Genomic DNA, 15,102 nt, shown 5'->3' on the forward strand with positions numbered 1-15,102 from the left:
TCATGGCCTCCGTCCCGACATCCGTGCCTGCCCATCTTCCGGCGCCGTTGCTCGGGAACGAACATGTCCCCGCCGCCACGACGTTCAACTGGGGCTTCGAGATGCCGGATGGGAGCCGATTCAACGGCGATCAGTGGACGCCGCTCCGGCACGCGGCCGAACTGTTCCTGCTCTCGCTGCGGAGCGATCCGCCCGAAGGGCGAATGCCGCTCCGACACGAAACGATCCATGGTCACTTCAGCAATATCCGCTTCCTCGTTCGATGGATGGCGGTAGAGAACGTTCGAAGCTTCAGGGATCTCGATCAAGACGCCGTTGACCGGTTCGTGGCGATGCTGCGCGCCCGGCCAGGCAGGAACGGCGCGTTGCTCTCGCTCAGCACCGCCGAAGGCCATCTCGGCACGATCCGCACCTTCCATATGCAACGCGACAAGTTGGACGACGCGCCGCCAGCGGCACCGCCTCGCGCGGCCTCGATCGGGAAGCGGCACTGGAAACCTTATGGCGGTCACCCCTATACCCCCGACGAGATCGCCGTGCCGTTGATCAGCGGCGCTATCGAACTGCTCGGCGATCCCGCAGACCAGATCCTCGCGCTGCGCGACCGTCTCGAAGATCTGTATGAGCAGTTCAGACCGCAGCATCAGGGGCGAAGGCTCCACTGGCATATCAGACGCGCCATGTTGGCCGAGCCATGCCCCTGCGCGAGCATGTATCCGAATCCGGAATGGCCGCTGCGCCGCCTGGCGTTCATGCTGGATCGGCTTGGCGACGCCTGCTTCGTCGTCATCGCCTATCTCGTTGGCGCGAGAGCCTCCGAGATACTCAGGCTTGAGGAGGGTTGCCTCGAACGGCGCGCGACCGATGGAGACGGCGAGGAACACGTCTATCTGGTCGGCACGATCACGAAGACGTCGCGGACGGAACATGGGGACATCCACCGTTGGCTTGCGCCCGAGCCGGTCCAGCGGGCGATCCATCTCCTCGAACGTCTCTCCTCTCCGCTTCGCGAACTCAGCGGGCAGAGGAATCTCTGGCTCCACCAGATCGGCCGGGGACGATCACCACTTCCGACGAAAATGCCCGTCGCCCGACTGCGGTCACCAATGGTCAATGTCCGCTTGAACGAGCGGCTTGCGCCGTTCCTCGCCTTGCCCGACCACCAAGGCGACACCTGGCGCCTGACCACCTATCAAGGGCGCAAGACATTCTCGCGGTTCATCGGGCGGCGCGACCGTACCGGGCTGACTGCGTTGCAACGCCATCTCGGACACGTCCACCGCGCGATGACCGACCGGGCCTATGTTGGCACCGACTTCGAGCTCGCCGAGCTGATCGACGACCAGGCTGCCGAAGAAACCCGCAAGGCGCTGGAAGACCTGCTCCTGGCGCCGAACGTCGCCGGAAAGGCGGGCGTCATGCTCTCCGAGCGATCGCCGTTCCGCGGGCGCACGCGGTCGGGCGACGTCGATGGCTATATCACCGAGATCCTCGCCGAAACGGATATGCGCCTCGGCGTGTGCGACTGGGGCTACTGCCTCTACCGCCGGGAGACCTCCGCTTGCCTCGGCGGCGAGCGCGAGCCGAACCCGCTGCTCCGCACACAAAGCACCTGCTCGACGTGCGCCAACTTCGCTGTGACCGACCGGCATAGGCCGGTCTGGGAAGCGCGCCTTGAACGGAACACCGCATTGATCCAGCGCGATGACCTCGATCGCGAGAGCCGAGCACTTGCCGAAGCCCGCATCCAGGAATCTCGCCGTATCCTCGACCAGCTCAACGAAGGAAATGCCGGTGACGTCTGAATCTGCCCCATCCACCCCGCAGGCCCGTCGCCGGGCGAACACCAATGCACGCCTGCGCGAAGCCCTTGGCGTCCTCGCGAAGGACCCGTCCGCCGCGCCAACGGTCGCCGCTCTCGCACGAACAGCCAAGGTCGGCCGCAACATCATCTATACGCACCATGCCGACGTTCTCGACGCCCTGCGCGAGCTTCAGTCGCAACGTAAGGGCGCCACTGAAACGGCTGCTGGCAAGGCCGATCGCACACGCGCCACTCTTCATGACGCGATAGCCAAGAACATCGCCCTCGCGACACATAATGCCAGCCTGCTGAAACGCGCTGTCGAAGCCGAGCAGCGCGCGCAGCGGCTCGAACGCCGTAACGCGCAACTTGTGCAGGAACTCGATCGGATACGCCGGCCCGTCCCTATCCGCACCAACGCCGAAGAGCCCGATCCTACCGCTGCCTGAAGGCGGTCACGCCCTAATCGGGCGTGTTGAAAGGGGAGGAGGAGTGGGAATGGCGGAATTACGCGCTTTGCGAAGCCAATAAGACAGGTCGATCCAGACCTAATGCTCGCAAAAGTGGAAAATACAGCCTCAAGATCAATGGGTTAATGAATGGGATCCGGCCCGGAAAATATGGGCCCAGGGCGGCAAGGTCGTCAAGCTCATCGGCTATGACAGCTCGCCCGCCGACAGCCGCCGCTATGCCCATCGCGAAGGCCATATCAGCGATTTTTACGACTATCATTATCCCTTACGCGCCTGGGGCTGGGATCGCGACGCCTGTATCGCGCGGATCCGCGCCGAGGGCCTGCCCGTGCCGATAAAATCGGCTTGCTGGCTTTGTCTCGCACAGAAAACGAGCGAGCTGATGAGCCTCCCGCGCTGGTGCCTTCGCCTGATCATATTGGTGGAAGCTCGCGCCGCGCCCCGCCTTGTGACCGTCGAGGGTCTGTGGCGGAAATCGACACGTGAGCGCCCCGGCTCGATGACCCGCTTCATCCGGGAACGCGCTCTTCTTCCCGCGTCCGAAATGGACGCCATCATTGCCGGCGCCCCGGTTGATCTGATCGACTTCCAAAGCGTCGCGGCCCAGATCCCGCTCGCCGAACGTCCGACCATGCGGGACTGGATCGATCGCTTCAATGCCGGTGTCCAGCGTCTCGCGGCATGACGATACCGTCAATCTGTCTGCGACTGTTGTTGACTGCCAAACAGCATCACCGAAAAACTCTCTTGATGCGACTTATCGATGATCTGGCCGCCACGAGACTCTATTATAACCGGCCACTCGCGACATTGCCGGATATCCTGCTGATCGACATCCCACCTCGCTTTTCGGGAGGAGGTCTGGCTCTCGGCCGCTACTATCCCGTGATCCTCGAAAGCCTCGCAGAGATGCACGAGTTCGAAGCGTTCCTCTGCGAGCCGCGGAAAACTCTTGTAGCGCCTGCTCTTCTCGACCGGCGGCCGTCCGGCCTGCGCGCCAGCGACATCATCTTCGCTCGTTACGAGCCCCAGGCACCGAACTGGCCCTGGCTCCTCATCTGCTTCTGGCCACAATCCTACACCGCCATGGTGCCGCCCTCGGACGACAGCTTCGCGCGGGGCAGCTATACCATCGATGCGTATTCCACCGAGCGAGAACTCATAGCGGCGGAGCTGAAGCTTCTCGGCACGCTCGGCCCCGACCAGGCCCGCATAGTGCGCTCGGCGGCGACCCGCGTGGGACACGCCTGAAGGTCACGCATCGCGCCGCCCCCCGGCCAATATCTGCGGGCAAGCCGAGGATGATGGGCGGCAAAGACGCGATCACGCCGGCGACGGCCGCGTCAGTGGCGATAACCGAGCACGGCCGCGATCGGCGGCGCCATATCGGCCCGACGCCTCATCATGTCGGCGAGCCATGCGAGATGCGCGGCTGCATCCGCCAAAGGCAGCACGCAAACTTCGTCGAACAGTTCACGCTGGTAGGCAAGATCGCGGTCCAAGATATCATGCAGCCGAACACGGGCCGGGCTATCTTCCTCCTCGACCCCCGCATTCGCTTCGCGGGCGGCGTCGAGAAACGCCTCGGCCATCTCCTGCGCCTCATAATAGCCGCCATCCAGACCTTCGCTTGCAGCAACGCTCGCCAGCCTGCGGCGAACCAGCGGAAGGTCAGGATCGACCACCGCATCGTCCAGCGGCAAGTTATAATCATAGCTGGCGAGATAATCGCGGATTATCGCGTGGCTCCTCAGTCTGCCTGAGAACGTAGAACGAACAGGATTGCAAGCATAAGCGCGCTTATGCCATGCCAAGGCAATGTCTGTTCCGTCTGTCTTGCCGATTCCTTCTTTGGCAGTGTCCATGCTGGCTGTACTCGTTCATGACTGACAGCAAGGCGCCGTTGCGACTCTATGGGATATTGCGCCTCAACGAGCGCGGCCCGTTCTTGGAAATCGACGAGGGGCCGCTCTGGCGCCTTCAGACAGACTCGGACCTTCGGACGCATCAGGACCGGTCGGTTCGGGTCGAGGCCTGGCAGCGCGGAGCGAGCATCCTCGAACTGCTTTGGATCGGTCCTGCCTGAGGCCGGATGGTCCCGGCAAGGGCCGAACTATGCTTCGAATCAGGGCTCAGATCAGACCCGACTTTTAATCGGCCAGTATAACGTCGGGCTGAGGGGTGGCACGCGGCCAGGCGCCGGCGTCGGTCACGACGTCCGTTGGGCTACCCGCCGTCTCTCAGCTGGGATGCCGGTTGGTCCCGGCCTGCGAAGAGATCACGCTCCCACCTGGTAAGCTCCGCGGCGTTCAGCGCTTCCAGCCGGCAAAGGCGATCGATCTCTTCCCGCCCAAGCGACTGCCGCGCGCTTCCCTCCCGGACGAAATCCTTCAGCATCCTATTCTGAAGGAGAAGAAATCCCGCGAACCGTTTGCCCGTCTTCACTGCACGCCCGTGTGGCCCGCGGCGGCGACTCCCTTGATCCGCGTCATTGCCATGTGCACCGCAAGACCGAGCCTGCCATTCTAGCAAATTTTCATAAGACTGGAAGATAACATATGCATTTTGGCGATCCATGGTTGAAATCTGATGTATGATACATCATACAGTCCGCATGATCACTTCACAGCAGATGCGCGCGGGACGCGCGTTGCTCGGCATCGACCAGAAGCGGCTGGCGGAACTGGCAAAGGTGTCGCTTCCGACGATCCAGCGCATGGAAGCGTCGGATGGGCAGGTGCGAGGTGTCGTGGAATCGCTGGTCAAGGTCGTATCCGCCCTCGAACGCGCGGGTGTCGAGCTGATCGGCGAGAATGCACCCAGTCAAACCGGGGGACGCGGTGTGCGCTTGCGCCAGGCCGTCGCGACCCAGGGATGACTGACCAATGGACACACACAGATGACCGATAGCAGCGAAGATTATGTCTATGATGAGGAAAGCGGCGAATGGCTTCCGGCATCCGAACGCGCCGAGCGCCAGCGCGCCGCCATTCACCCTGAGGTCCGGGATGCTGTTGGCAATCTTCTCGCCGATGGCGATCAGGTCACACTGATCAAGGATCTGGACGTCAAGGGCGCTGGTCAAACGCTCAAGCGCGGAACGCTCATCAAGGCGATCCGCCTGACCGGTGACGTCCAGGAGATCGATTGCAAATTTGATGGCATCAAGGGCCTCGTGCTGCGCGCCGAATTCGTCCGCAAGCGCTGATGGCGCGGCGTCGGATCCTGTTGCCCTCCGCGACCGAAATTCGCGCGCTGGCGGATAACAACGGGCGTCTCGCGCTGCGCGCCACGCCGAACGCTTCGGCCGACGCGATACTGCTCCCTTCGGGGGCCGGGTTCCCGGAACTGCATGTCCGCACGACGGCGACAGCTGAGGGTGGCAACGCCAATGATGCTATCCTGCGCCTTCTCGCCGCCGCGCTGGGCCAGCCGGTCTCTTCGATCCAGCTCCTTCGCGGCGAGACAAGCCGCACCAAGCTTGTGCGTATCGGGCAGCCGCGCGGATGATCGCTTTATGCTGATTGCCAAAGGGGATGCACGCGACAGCCGGCTGGACCGCAAACTTGCCTTCGCGCTGGCGTCGGTGGCGGGCGGACTGAATGCCGCCGCTTTTCACGAGGTCGGCTTCTTCTCCGGCAACATGACCGGAAATGTGTCCGCTCTCTCCAGCCTGCTCGCAATGGGGCAACGGCGCCAAGGTCTTGGTTATCTTGCCATCGTCCTGTCCTTCATCATCGGCTCTCTGGTTTCGACGCTCGCGATCAGCGCCGGCCTGCGACGTGGGATTGGCACGATCTACGCGCATGTGATCCTGGTCGAAGCCGCTCTTCTCGCCGCGCTGGGTCTCGCACACATGGCGCTGGATCGCTCTGCCGGAGTGCCGATCCTGATCGGCGGCCTCGCTTTCCTCATGGGCCAGCAGAACGCCATCGTTACCCACATCTCGAACGCGCGCGTTCGCACGACCCATATATCAGGCATGGCCACCGATATCGGCATCGGACTTGCCCGCATGCTCGATATCCTTCGCGGGAAGGCGGACCCCTCGGAACGTGGAGAGATTGCGACCCGGCTGAGCCTTCACATGGGCACGGTGCTTTCCTTTCTGCTCGGCGGTGTCGCCGGCGTGCTGGCGTGGCGCATCGCCGGCGATCTCTGTTTCGTGATTGCGGGCCTTGTGCTCGCGGCCCTCGCGGCAACGTCGATCCGAAGCGCTGGCCAAGTCATGCCAAATGGTCCGCTCGATTGATCACCATAGCCTCATCGCTCATGACTATGGTGGAATGAGGCCCTCGGCCCGAACAATCACAGGGGAGCGATGAGCCTGCTGCCACAATGGACGGAAAGGACTGACAAGCGCGGGCTCGACCCGCTCGGCATGCAGAATAGCGGCGTGCTGCTCTATCAGTCGCTGCTCCCCGGCATCAGCAATGTCACGTTGCGGATGCGATACTATGGCTATTACTGCTGGGTCAGCGAAACCTATGCCCGCCGGGGCGCGACCAGCGACTTCGAAGCCTGGCGAGGCTGGGTACGCCGTGCCGAGGCGCTTTATGCCCTCGTATCAGCACGCGCCGGCGAAACCGGCGTCAGCGGCATCGAATGGGCCAATCGCCGCCTCGCGGCCGCAGGACGTGTGATCGACTTCGAGGCGGCTGCATCGACCGATCCGACGCAGGAACGGTATCTTCGCCAGTCGCTCGGCGTCTTCGGCGGCGCTTATTACAGCCAGATGGCCGAAATGAACCTCTTCACCGAGAACCGTCATGGCATCCAGGTCGCCAGCAAGGATCTCGGCCATCGCGCGGCTGTCCTGTTTGCTGACGCCATCGGACCGGACCTCGCCAGGCTCCTGCGAAACAAGATCGCCGACGCGCGTGTCAGCCTGCGCGAACTCGACCGGCTTCAACCCATCGCACCTTCCCAGATCGTCGAAGAAAGCGAGGAGCGGACCTTCTACGAAACATTGCTCTTTGCCCGAACCGGTGACGCCGGACTGACCGGACCCAGCCGCGCGGCCTCGCTCACGCTCATCCTCGAAACCGCCTTCGCGCAAGAAGAATGGCCAGGCCCCGAAGACGTCCGCTGGCATCTCTTTGATCCACCCGAACAGGCCCTTGCTTCCCAGTTGGAGATCCAACGCCTCGCCTGGGAAGCCTATCAATGCCAGGACATGCTGCAGGTGGCATGCGCCGCGCTGCTTGGCTGGGGCCTGGCGATCATCAACGCCGAGCCACAAGGTCGATCGCTCCCGGAAATCCGCGCGGATGTCGTCGCGTATCTGGAGGCGCTGGAGACCCCCGATCCAAAATTGAGCTGGCGCGCGCTGCGTCTCGGGGTCGATTCGCAGAACTTCTCTTATGCCGATGTGTGGGACGAACTCACCAGCGCCCGCGGCGCGGTTGCCGACAAAGCCGTCAGCGCGCTGCTGCTGATCGCAGCGCTCCACCAGAGGCTCCTCGACCGCCCCGACCTTGCCGCCGCCGCCGCGCAAGGTCTGCCCGATCGCGGGGTGGCCCATTCGCTGCGGACCGAAATATCCTGGCTGCAAGACAGGGAAGGGGAGGGCATCGTCCCTCTCGTCGCCGACTATATGAGCGAGCGCATCGTGCGGCGACACAGCCATGTCGCCATGCAGAAGCTCAGGCGACAAGGCGATTATACTTTCCTGTTCGAACAGCGGGAGGGGCGCTTCGTGTTTCTGGCCGCCTATCAGCCGGTCGCCACCACCCCGCGTCTGGCATCCGCAATCCAGTTTCTCGCCGACATCCATCTCCTCGACGAGAACGGCCTGACGCCGCTCGGTCTGGCGGCGCGAGACACCAGCCAATGAAGCTCCCCGATCGTCTGGGCCGCCGCAGCGGCCGCCCGTTCCATAGTGCTTTCGCCTCCAGCTTCGCGCTGGAATTCGCCGCGGTCGAGGAAATCCTGCTGCCGCAGCTCATGGCCAGCGGCGCCACGAACCTCCTCCTTCTGACCGATCCGCGCATGACCGCGCTCTCGCTCTCGGACGGCGCCACCCTCCCGGCCGCGCTCGGCCGCGACTATGCACTCTACAGCCCGCCAGCCGCCGACGGTATTTTTCACCCGAAGATCATTCTGCAGCTCGGCCGGGAAAGCGCCCGGGCTTTCGTCAGTTCCGCCAACCTCACCGCCTCCGGCCTCGCCGGCAACGCCGAGGTCGCGGTCGAGATCGAATGCAAGAACGAGGAAAGTCCCGAGCGCGACATCATTCGCGACATCTGGCGCTATCTTGACGCACTGGTGCCCGTCGCCAGTTCCCCCGCACGCGATGCGCTGCGCTGGGCGCACGAGCGCGCGCCCTGGCTCGATGGACCGGTAGGGCCCGGCCCCCACGAACTAGAGGACGGGACCGGCGTCGCATTCCTGCATGGTCCCGGTGCCATGGGAATTGCGGATCGGTTCGTGTCACTGATCGATGGGGCGAAGGTCCAGGCGCTGATGGTGATCAGCCCCTATTGGGACCACGATCTTGCTGCGCTGGCCGATCTGTCGCGGCGTCTCTCCCCGACCAGGATCATCCTGCCGATGGATCGCAACCATCATGAATTCCCGGTCGATGCGCCCTTTGCAAGGAAGGCGCGGATCGTCGATCTTCACTGGCCATCCCGGCGTTTCACCCACGCCAAAATCATCATCGCCTCGAGCGCGCATCACGATCATATCCTGTTCGGCAGCGCCAACTGTACCAGCGCCGCCCTCGGATCAGCAGGAATGCCAGGCGCCAATTCCGAAGCCTGCATCTATCGCAGGCTTCCGTCCGGCGCAGCGCGAGAAGCCTTGGGACTCGAACGCTGGATCGGCGCGGAACCCATCAAGCTTTCCGACCTGTCCCCTCCGATCGCGACGAGCCCGATACCGCTCGATGCGATCCAGGCCCGGCAACCCGGTACGTTCGAACTCGACCATGGCGAACTGATATGGACACCGGCGAGAGCAGGCATCGGGACCGGAGACATCCAGTTACTTGACCGGTCCGCCCGCATGATCGGCACGATCCCGGTGACATGCTTCATCCAGATCGTTGACCGGCGGCGCGCACCTGTAGAGCCGGCATTGCACAAGTCCCTCTGCTTTGCTCGTCTTACCACAGGCGGCATGGTCTCGACTCTCGCGCACGTCACCCATCGGGAGATGCTGCGCGCCCGGCGCCGGGAGGTAGCGACCGGAAGCGTAGCCCGCGCGCTCGCGCCCTTCACCGACGGCGCCGATTTCGATCTCTGGATGCATCAGGCATTCGAGACCCTTGTGCGCGCGGACTTTGAGTCCGTGACACAGCCGCGCGGCCTGTCGGCCGCCCGACCACAGGGGCGCAAGAACGCAGGCGAGCCGGCAGCGCCTGTTCCCTTAAGCTATGAGGAGTTCACCCAAGCACGCTTGGGTGCAAGCCGCTCCTTCGGCTCGGGCGATAACAGCCTGTCCGGCACCTATAGAGACACGATTCGCGACTTCCTTAACCTGCTCTCCGGCCGAGGCCCTGCAACGGACCAACCCGCTGAAGACAACACCGCCTTCGATGACCTCTCGGACGAAAGGTCCGAAAGTGGCCGCGATGATGACCGGGGCGATGCCAAGGTTGAGCCTCGCGATACGGACACGCCATCGATCCCGCCCACGCCAGTCGATGCCAGGCTCTATGAGCGGCACATTCTTGGCTATACCGAAGGGCTCGAAACCGGCGAGGAGACGCTCGGGTCAAGCGACGTGCTGCGGTTACGCTACTGGATCCTGTTCCTCCTCTACAAAGCCAAATGCCCTGATCTACCGAAGGGCCTTAATACGTCCAGCGCCCTCCTTGGCTGGCCACGCTTCATCGTGCGCGTCCTTGTCGCCTTCTTCTGCGGCGTGAATCCCGCGATTCGGCGCGTCATGCTCGCGCGAGACTTCGAGGCCATGCCGGTCGATTTCATGGAATGCTGGATCACCATATTGTGGAGCCTGGAGGCGATCGAGAGGCTGCTGGCGGACCAGCGCAAGGACCGGGAGTTTCTCAAATATATTCCCGAGCTGCGCCGACGCGTGGTGTCCCTGCTCGGTCTGAGATCCGACGAACTGAATGGTGAGATTGCAGTCGCCATTCGCGCCGGTCTCGACCAGTCAATCGGGATCAGGCTCGGCCTTGACGCGCTTGCCGTTCGGCTCGACGTGCCCCAGCCATAAGGGCAGCCTGCTGTTCTCGAAGTCCCAATGTCCAAGCGGCGCAAACCACTCGGGCACTGCCTCGCCATGGAGCTGGATCACCTGATCGCCATCGACCGTCTGTGCTGCATAATAGCGACTGAAAATCCGGCTCGCCCAGCCGATCCCGTCAAAGCCTTGGTCCGACGGTTCCTCGGGCTGCGCGACGTATTCGACACCGCCGATTTCGTTGCCGTCCATCCGGGCGACCGGGTCAGCCACGGTCCAATCGCCGAACAGAAACAGGATCTGGGCCAGCCTGCGATCCCGGGGATCGGTCAGTTCCGTGCCCCCGCTATATATGCGGACCGCACCGATCATGAACTCCGCCAACCCCTCCGGGCTCAACGTTCGCGGCATCTTCCTGTCGGCGTCGACCACGAGGCGGAGCGGCGGCCGCGTCATGATGATCACCTCGCCGAGCCTCCCAAATTCATTCGCCATGACCGCGTCCTGCATGGTCACGAGCAGGCCGCCATCGGGACGGCGAAAGCGCTCTGGCGAGACGATCGTCCAGATATTCCAGAGCGACCAGAAGATCGCCAGTCTAAGAGGCGTGCCGACCATGTCGGCATAAGTCTGCAGCGACCTGAGATAGGCGGCCGACATCGTGCTGCGCTGTCGGAACGGCTTGATGCTGCGGACATTCTTGACCTCGACCAGCCATTGCTCGCCATCATCCAGAACGATTCGGAAATCGGGAGCACGCGCCCTGGCAGGGCCGTGCACGCGTCCGATGTCCTCGGTCTTCAGCATGCGATAGCGCCCGAGCGTCAGAACCGTCGCTTCGAACAGCCGCTCGGTCCGCGAGCCGTGAATCAGCGTGGCGTCGGACAATGCCGTCTCCAGCCTCGGTCGGGCGTCGGTCATGAATCTGTCGATCAGCGTCGGATCGTTGAAGGCGATTCCTTCACGCTGGGCGAACGCCGACAGCGACGCCAGCAAGTCGAATGGCTTTGGTTGCGGTTGCGCAGGCCCCTCCGTGCTCACGACTCGCTCTCACTCGGGCCCGGCGGCTCGACATCAGGCGGGTTCATATAGTTTCGGAAACCGGCGAAATCCTCCTCGCTCGGATCCTGCGCCTCGGGGAGAAACCGGATGGTCTCGGCAATGTCGCGACGCGAGACATAGCCTATGATCGAGCCGCCGTTGCTCATCTCATAATCCATCGAGCCGGTATGCCGATTGGGGAGGGCGAGCCCCGGGGCAAAGGCAATGGGCTTCTTGTTGCCCTTCTTGCTGACCTCATGCTTGGCAAGCGCAACCCGGATAAACTCCAGCGTGGTGAACCCCATCTCCGTGCGACGCAGATCGAGGCGCATCTGCTCGACCAGTTCCGGCCGTTCCTGCGCGTCACGCAACTGCTGTGCGCGAAGCTCCCGATCATAATGGCGATATCCTAGCTCGCGCTCGAGATGGGTCGCCTTCTGGTCGAACCCACCATTTTCGGCCAGCTTGATGACCTCCTCGCAGCGCTGCCGCCATGTGCGCAGCAACTCATAGGCCGCGAAGATCCACATCGGTGACAGCGCCTCCACCATGGCGATGGTCGAACGTGGCGGATCATCCTCCAACATCTGTCGCAGAACCTGCTCTTCAAGGCCGTTCAACAGATTGTCGACATGGCAGAGCTGGCTCGCCTGCATCACGAGAAACGGGTTCTCGGAGAAGCCGGCCAGAGACTTCAGTGCCTCGAACAAATCGCTCCGCCCGATGTCGGCCACACGCCTGTAGCGTGGTTGTTCGTCCGCCGGTTCAACCTCCGCCACCCTGTCACGCCCGCCCATAAGTCGCGTTCGTAACCGCCAGGGGAAGGGGATCGGCGAAGCCCCAGAACCTTGTGGCAGCCCGTAGGTAACGCTCAATGTCTGCCGGCCGGATGCGCACATGCTCGCTCGCAACCACCGTCCCGGGCAGGAGATCATCATAGTCGCCGGCATCTTCGTCCCAGAGATCGGGTGCCAACGTGCGCAGTCGCTCGCAGGAACGGCCCTCGCCATGCCGCACGACATTTGCGACGACGAACATCTGCGTCAGCTCTTCTCCCAGTCCATGTAATGCGAGATCCATTCCAGCCTGCTGCGCGCAACCGCCAAGCAGCGTTTCGAACCCGCAAAGTCCGTTCATGTCAGCGAGTCCGCTATCCTGTATCGCCCGCGCCCATCGGCTCAGCTGACGCTCGAACAGACCTGCGAGGGTCAAGGTGAACGCCTTGGCCACCTCATTGACCGTATAGGTGTCGACCTGCGCAGCGGCCCGATCAAGGACCTGATCAAGGCTGCTTGCCTCCCCGCCCTCCAGCACCGGAGAGGCCGGCAGACTCTCGATCACGGGGTGTATCTCGCGCTCAAAGAAGCGGCTGAGATTGGGTTGAACGATCCTCGGTAGCTGACCCACTGTCGAAGTCATCAAAGGCCCCCGGCGCAGGTTCTGGCGCCCAACCAGAAAAGTGAACCAATCTCTGGCGGTTGCAAGTCATCATGTCCTCGCTGTCGCGATGACGATGCGATACGGTCAGGCGCAGACAGTCGAGCAGGGGGGATTGCATGAAAAGAGCCAGAGGCGATGCCCACCGAAAATCTTCGAGGAAGCCCTATAACGAGCGCACAGACCTTGAGAAACTCCAGTCACAATGGACCAAATTATCCGGGCTTCATGGACGCGATGAACCGTCCGCAGCGATCATCCGCTGCGCCACGGCCGCGGAAATCGCCGCGAATTACGCCGTGCGAACCGAGTGGAGCAAAAAGACCTAGTTCGATACCGCCATTATCGACCAGTTCCTGCGATGGGCAAATGGTCTGCCGCTGAAGGTCGAGCGTCTGTTCGTACCCGCCTTCTTCGCGACCCCCCGAACAAGCCCGACCGCAAGGGCGCTCATCAGCTCAGCGGGCAAGATCAACACCATCCGCAATGCCGTCGTCCACCAGGGCTTGTTCAGCAACAGGGACGAAGCCGAAGCGGTGATCGCGCAGGCCAAGGCGTTCATCAACTTGATCGTGGGCCTCTCGATCGACGGCTTTGATGTCGACGCACAGGCCGCGTCGGCCAGGGCAGCGGACCCTGCCGCGGGTGCGCCCGTATGACCGCCGGCCGGCCCAGGCGGCATCATTATGTGCCGCAATTCTATCTGCGTCGCTTCGCCTGCCGGGACGATGCCAAGAAGGTCCGGGTTGTCGAACGGCATGGCGATATCCTCGCGATCGACCGCAAATCCATCGACCGGATCGGCTATGAGGACTCCCTGCACGACTATGTCGAGGACGGAGTTGCCGGCTCGATCGAAGGCCCGATCAACCATGTGATCGAGACGCCCTTTTCCAACAGTCCAACCTGGCGGAAGATCGTCGAAAGCGCCGGCACCAGCCTCAGTGAGGACGACAGGATCCCGATCTGTGGGTTCGCCAGACACCTCCAACGACGCAATCTCGAAACCTTGCGCTTCATCGAAGGTGAATCCGCCCGCGTCGCGGACGGTCACCTCGATGCCGACCTGAGCGAGGAGGAGCGCGAGATGCACGCGTGGATCGCCGCATCCGCTGACAATGCGCATGCCCTCTTTCGCGAGGGTGCCATGGACACGAATATTCCCGAAGACGCCGGCGCCATCAACCTCATGATCTGCCATTCGCCGATCCCCTTACGCACCTCGACGAACCCGACGCTGATGATCTCGGCGCCGGGCCACCAATCCATCTTCGGTGCCTTCTTCAACGACCTGCGGGCCTGGTGGCTTACGCTCGATCGACAGTGTGGCGCCTTCATCGTCGCCGGTGGTCCGCCCGGGTTCAGCAATGCGCCCATGCCAGCAGACGCGGCGCGCATGATCAACCAGCAATATCTGATCCAGCACGGCAGCAGCATGACAGTCCGCTACCTCCTCGCCGATGATCCCTATCTTGATGACGACCTTGTCTGGGCTGGCTATGGTTTCGAGCGGTCCACCACCCATGGTGCCCGGTGGCGCAAGCTTGTCACCGGGCAATGATCCGGCAACCGCGATCCAGTACATTGCAGTAGGGTCCGCCCTCGGTTTGTCGAGAAGACCGGGCATTTCGGGATTGCACGCTGAGCGATCGACGACAGGATCGGTATCCCGAGGTTGGGCGGATGCCCGCTAAGGCGGGCACCGGGCTCTATCTCCGCTTCGCTCCGACCAAGCCCCGGCGGGTCTTGGCCCCTCACGGGGTAACGATCCCTTCCGCGGGGGCACGGGCAGGGGAGGCATGCTTCCCGAGGCGTTGGGACGCCCGGCACGACCATCGCAATGCAGGCTTCGCCTAAGAATCGCGCTAGTCGCGCGATGCGGATCGTGGAGCCAGCCGACAAGCATCGCCCCCTTCGCCGCCCTCGCAGGATCCGTGCGTTGCAGGACGGGTTTCGTCCGCAAGAATTGCGTCGGGACAAAGCTACGCTAGGCGAAAAGGGGCCGGCGATGTTTGTCTGTTTTCAACAGAAGCGCCGGCCCCTTTTCGCCAAGCTTCGCTAGAGCCCCTCCCGTGCTTCTTGCGGACAAGAGCCCCGCCCTGCGCCTTCGGACCTGCGAAGGCGGCTCCGGGTGCGATGACTTGTCAGCCGGCCCACGCTCCCTTTCCATTTAAGCAGAACCGGCCGCAAGCGGCC

At 63.0% G+C, this 15,102-nt stretch carries 17 protein-coding genes; 13 read left to right on the forward strand and 4 right to left on the reverse strand.

Annotation, left to right across the window (positions count from 1 at the left end):
• The first annotated feature begins 2 nt into the window (after positions 1 to 2).
• The 4 genes from HL653_RS12455 (at position 3) to HL653_RS12470 (ending at position 3,528) form a co-directional block, all read left to right on the forward strand.
• Positions 3 to 1,805 (forward strand): integrase, encoded by a 1,803-nt coding sequence (locus HL653_RS12455; protein ID WP_171744789.1) that lies wholly within the window; start codon positions 3 to 5, stop codon positions 1,803 to 1,805.
• The gene (locus tag HL653_RS12460; RefSeq protein ID WP_171744790.1) at positions 1,789 to 2,253 is read left to right on the forward strand and encodes a hypothetical protein; all 465 of its coding nucleotides are present in this window, start codon (positions 1,789 to 1,791) and stop codon (positions 2,251 to 2,253) included. Before HL653_RS12455 ends, HL653_RS12460 begins: the two co-directional genes overlap by 17 nt.
• 406 nt (positions 2,254 to 2,659) lie before the next feature.
• The gene (locus HL653_RS24680; RefSeq protein ID WP_367613558.1) at positions 2,660 to 2,962 is read left to right on the forward strand and encodes a hypothetical protein; all 303 of its coding nucleotides are present in this window, start codon (positions 2,660 to 2,662) and stop codon (positions 2,960 to 2,962) included.
• The gene (locus HL653_RS12470; RefSeq protein WP_253716793.1) at positions 2,959 to 3,528 is read left to right on the forward strand and encodes a hypothetical protein; all 570 of its coding nucleotides are present in this window, start codon (positions 2,959 to 2,961) and stop codon (positions 3,526 to 3,528) included. Before HL653_RS24680 ends, HL653_RS12470 begins: the two co-directional genes overlap by 4 nt.
• Before the next feature lie 92 nt (positions 3,529 to 3,620).
• Here the strand turns inward: HL653_RS12470 and HL653_RS12475 are convergent, their stop codons facing one another.
• A complete protein-coding gene (locus tag HL653_RS12475; protein WP_253716795.1) occupies positions 3,621 to 4,142 on the reverse strand; it encodes a hypothetical protein in 522 nt (173 codons plus the stop codon).
• Positions 4,143 to 4,159: 17 nt separating this feature from the next.
• Here HL653_RS12475 and HL653_RS12480 point away from each other — a divergent pair, with 17 nt between their 5' ends.
• The 7 genes from HL653_RS12480 (at position 4,160) to HL653_RS12510 (ending at position 10,461) form a co-directional block, all read left to right on the forward strand.
• Complete coding sequence (locus HL653_RS12480; RefSeq protein WP_171744791.1) at positions 4,160 to 4,363, forward strand: DUF5818 domain-containing protein; 204 nt, start codon at positions 4,160 to 4,162, stop codon at positions 4,361 to 4,363.
• A gap of 528 nt (positions 4,364 to 4,891) precedes the next feature.
• On the forward strand, positions 4,892 to 5,155 hold the full coding sequence (locus HL653_RS12485) for a transcriptional regulator (RefSeq protein WP_171744792.1): 264 nt from the start codon (positions 4,892 to 4,894) through the stop codon (positions 5,153 to 5,155).
• Between the two features lie 21 nt (positions 5,156 to 5,176).
• Positions 5,177 to 5,485 carry an alkylphosphonate utilization protein gene (locus HL653_RS12490; RefSeq protein WP_171744793.1) on the forward strand — a complete coding sequence of 103 codons (309 nt, stop codon included), beginning with the start codon at positions 5,177 to 5,179 and terminating at the stop codon, positions 5,483 to 5,485.
• Complete coding sequence (locus tag HL653_RS12495) at positions 5,485 to 5,787, forward strand: DUF167 domain-containing protein (protein WP_171744794.1); 303 nt, start codon at positions 5,485 to 5,487, stop codon at positions 5,785 to 5,787. The genes HL653_RS12490 and HL653_RS12495 overlap by 1 nt, the downstream gene beginning before the upstream one ends.
• A gap of 7 nt (positions 5,788 to 5,794) precedes the next feature.
• Complete coding sequence (locus HL653_RS12500; protein ID WP_171744795.1) at positions 5,795 to 6,529, forward strand: YoaK family protein; 735 nt, start codon at positions 5,795 to 5,797, stop codon at positions 6,527 to 6,529.
• A 69-nt stretch (positions 6,530 to 6,598) separates the two neighbouring features.
• Positions 6,599 to 8,113 carry a hypothetical protein gene (locus tag HL653_RS12505; protein WP_171744796.1) on the forward strand — a complete coding sequence of 505 codons (1,515 nt, stop codon included), beginning with the start codon at positions 6,599 to 6,601 and terminating at the stop codon, positions 8,111 to 8,113.
• Positions 8,110 to 10,461, forward strand: a complete 2,352-nt coding sequence (locus HL653_RS12510) for a hypothetical protein (RefSeq protein WP_171744797.1) — start codon at positions 8,110 to 8,112, stop codon at positions 10,459 to 10,461. Before HL653_RS12505 ends, HL653_RS12510 begins: the two co-directional genes overlap by 4 nt.
• On the opposite strand, the gene HL653_RS12515 is transcribed toward HL653_RS12510, so the two are convergent.
• Genes HL653_RS12515 through HL653_RS12525 form a run of 3 tightly spaced genes read right to left on the reverse strand, consistent with a single transcriptional unit; the run spans position 10,399 to position 12,888 of the window.
• Entirely contained in the window at positions 10,399 to 11,424 is a 1,026-nt protein-coding gene (locus tag HL653_RS12515) for a hypothetical protein (protein ID WP_253716798.1), read from the reverse strand. The two genes, HL653_RS12510 and HL653_RS12515, sit on opposite strands and share 63 nt — an antisense overlap.
• 41 nt (positions 11,425 to 11,465) lie before the next feature.
• Positions 11,466 to 12,266: a hypothetical protein gene (locus HL653_RS12520; RefSeq protein ID WP_171744799.1), complete on the reverse strand. Its 801-nt coding sequence runs from the start codon at positions 12,264 to 12,266 to the stop codon at positions 11,466 to 11,468.
• Positions 12,253 to 12,888, reverse strand: coding sequence for a hypothetical protein (locus HL653_RS12525; RefSeq protein ID WP_171744800.1), 636 nt, complete (start codon positions 12,886 to 12,888; stop codon positions 12,253 to 12,255). Before HL653_RS12525 ends, HL653_RS12520 begins: the two co-directional genes overlap by 14 nt.
• Before the next feature lie 554 nt (positions 12,889 to 13,442).
• Between HL653_RS12525 and HL653_RS24490 the strand changes: the two genes are divergently transcribed.
• Both HL653_RS24490 and HL653_RS12535 read left to right on the forward strand, forming a co-directional pair.
• Positions 13,443 to 13,565, forward strand: coding sequence for a hypothetical protein (locus HL653_RS24490; protein ID WP_301337915.1), 123 nt, complete (start codon positions 13,443 to 13,445; stop codon positions 13,563 to 13,565).
• On the forward strand, positions 13,562 to 14,467 hold the full coding sequence (locus HL653_RS12535; RefSeq protein ID WP_171744801.1) for a DUF4238 domain-containing protein: 906 nt from the start codon (positions 13,562 to 13,564) through the stop codon (positions 14,465 to 14,467). The genes HL653_RS24490 and HL653_RS12535 overlap by 4 nt, the downstream gene beginning before the upstream one ends.
• The last annotated feature ends 635 nt before the right edge of the window (positions 14,468 to 15,102 follow it).

The organism is Sphingomonas sp. AP4-R1, assembly GCF_013113735.1.
Classification (GTDB): Bacteria; Pseudomonadota; Alphaproteobacteria; order Sphingomonadales; family Sphingomonadaceae; genus Sphingomonas_I.

What these genes read in the sequence shown, in the direction of transcription:
- HL653_RS12455 (WP_171744789.1), top strand. Translation starts at nt 3, where the DNA reads ATGGCCTCCGTCCCGACATCCGTGCCTGCCCATCTTCCGGCGCCGTTG.
- HL653_RS12460 (WP_171744790.1), top strand. Translation starts at nt 1,789, where the DNA reads ATGCCGGTGACGTCTGAATCTGCCCCATCCACCCCGCAGGCCCGTCGC.
- HL653_RS24680 (WP_367613558.1), top strand. Translation starts at nt 2,660, where the DNA reads ATGAGCCTCCCGCGCTGGTGCCTTCGCCTGATCATATTGGTGGAAGCT.
- HL653_RS12470 (WP_253716793.1), top strand. Translation starts at nt 2,959, where the DNA reads ATGACGATACCGTCAATCTGTCTGCGACTGTTGTTGACTGCCAAACAG.
- HL653_RS12475 (WP_253716795.1), bottom strand. Translation starts at nt 4,142, where the DNA reads ATGGACACTGCCAAAGAAGGAATCGGCAAGACAGACGGAACAGACATT.
- HL653_RS12480 (WP_171744791.1), top strand. Translation starts at nt 4,160, where the DNA reads ATGACTGACAGCAAGGCGCCGTTGCGACTCTATGGGATATTGCGCCTC.
- HL653_RS12485 (WP_171744792.1), top strand. Translation starts at nt 4,892, where the DNA reads ATGATCACTTCACAGCAGATGCGCGCGGGACGCGCGTTGCTCGGCATC.
- HL653_RS12490 (WP_171744793.1), top strand. Translation starts at nt 5,177, where the DNA reads ATGACCGATAGCAGCGAAGATTATGTCTATGATGAGGAAAGCGGCGAA.
- HL653_RS12495 (WP_171744794.1), top strand. Translation starts at nt 5,485, where the DNA reads ATGGCGCGGCGTCGGATCCTGTTGCCCTCCGCGACCGAAATTCGCGCG.
- HL653_RS12500 (WP_171744795.1), top strand. Translation starts at nt 5,795, where the DNA reads ATGCTGATTGCCAAAGGGGATGCACGCGACAGCCGGCTGGACCGCAAA.
- HL653_RS12505 (WP_171744796.1), top strand. Translation starts at nt 6,599, where the DNA reads ATGAGCCTGCTGCCACAATGGACGGAAAGGACTGACAAGCGCGGGCTC.
- HL653_RS12510 (WP_171744797.1), top strand. Translation starts at nt 8,110, where the DNA reads ATGAAGCTCCCCGATCGTCTGGGCCGCCGCAGCGGCCGCCCGTTCCAT.
- HL653_RS12520 (WP_171744799.1), bottom strand. Translation starts at nt 12,266, where the DNA reads ATGGGCGGGCGTGACAGGGTGGCGGAGGTTGAACCGGCGGACGAACAA.
- HL653_RS12525 (WP_171744800.1), bottom strand. Translation starts at nt 12,888, where the DNA reads ATGACTTCGACAGTGGGTCAGCTACCGAGGATCGTTCAACCCAATCTC.
- HL653_RS12535 (WP_171744801.1), top strand. Translation starts at nt 13,562, where the DNA reads ATGACCGCCGGCCGGCCCAGGCGGCATCATTATGTGCCGCAATTCTAT.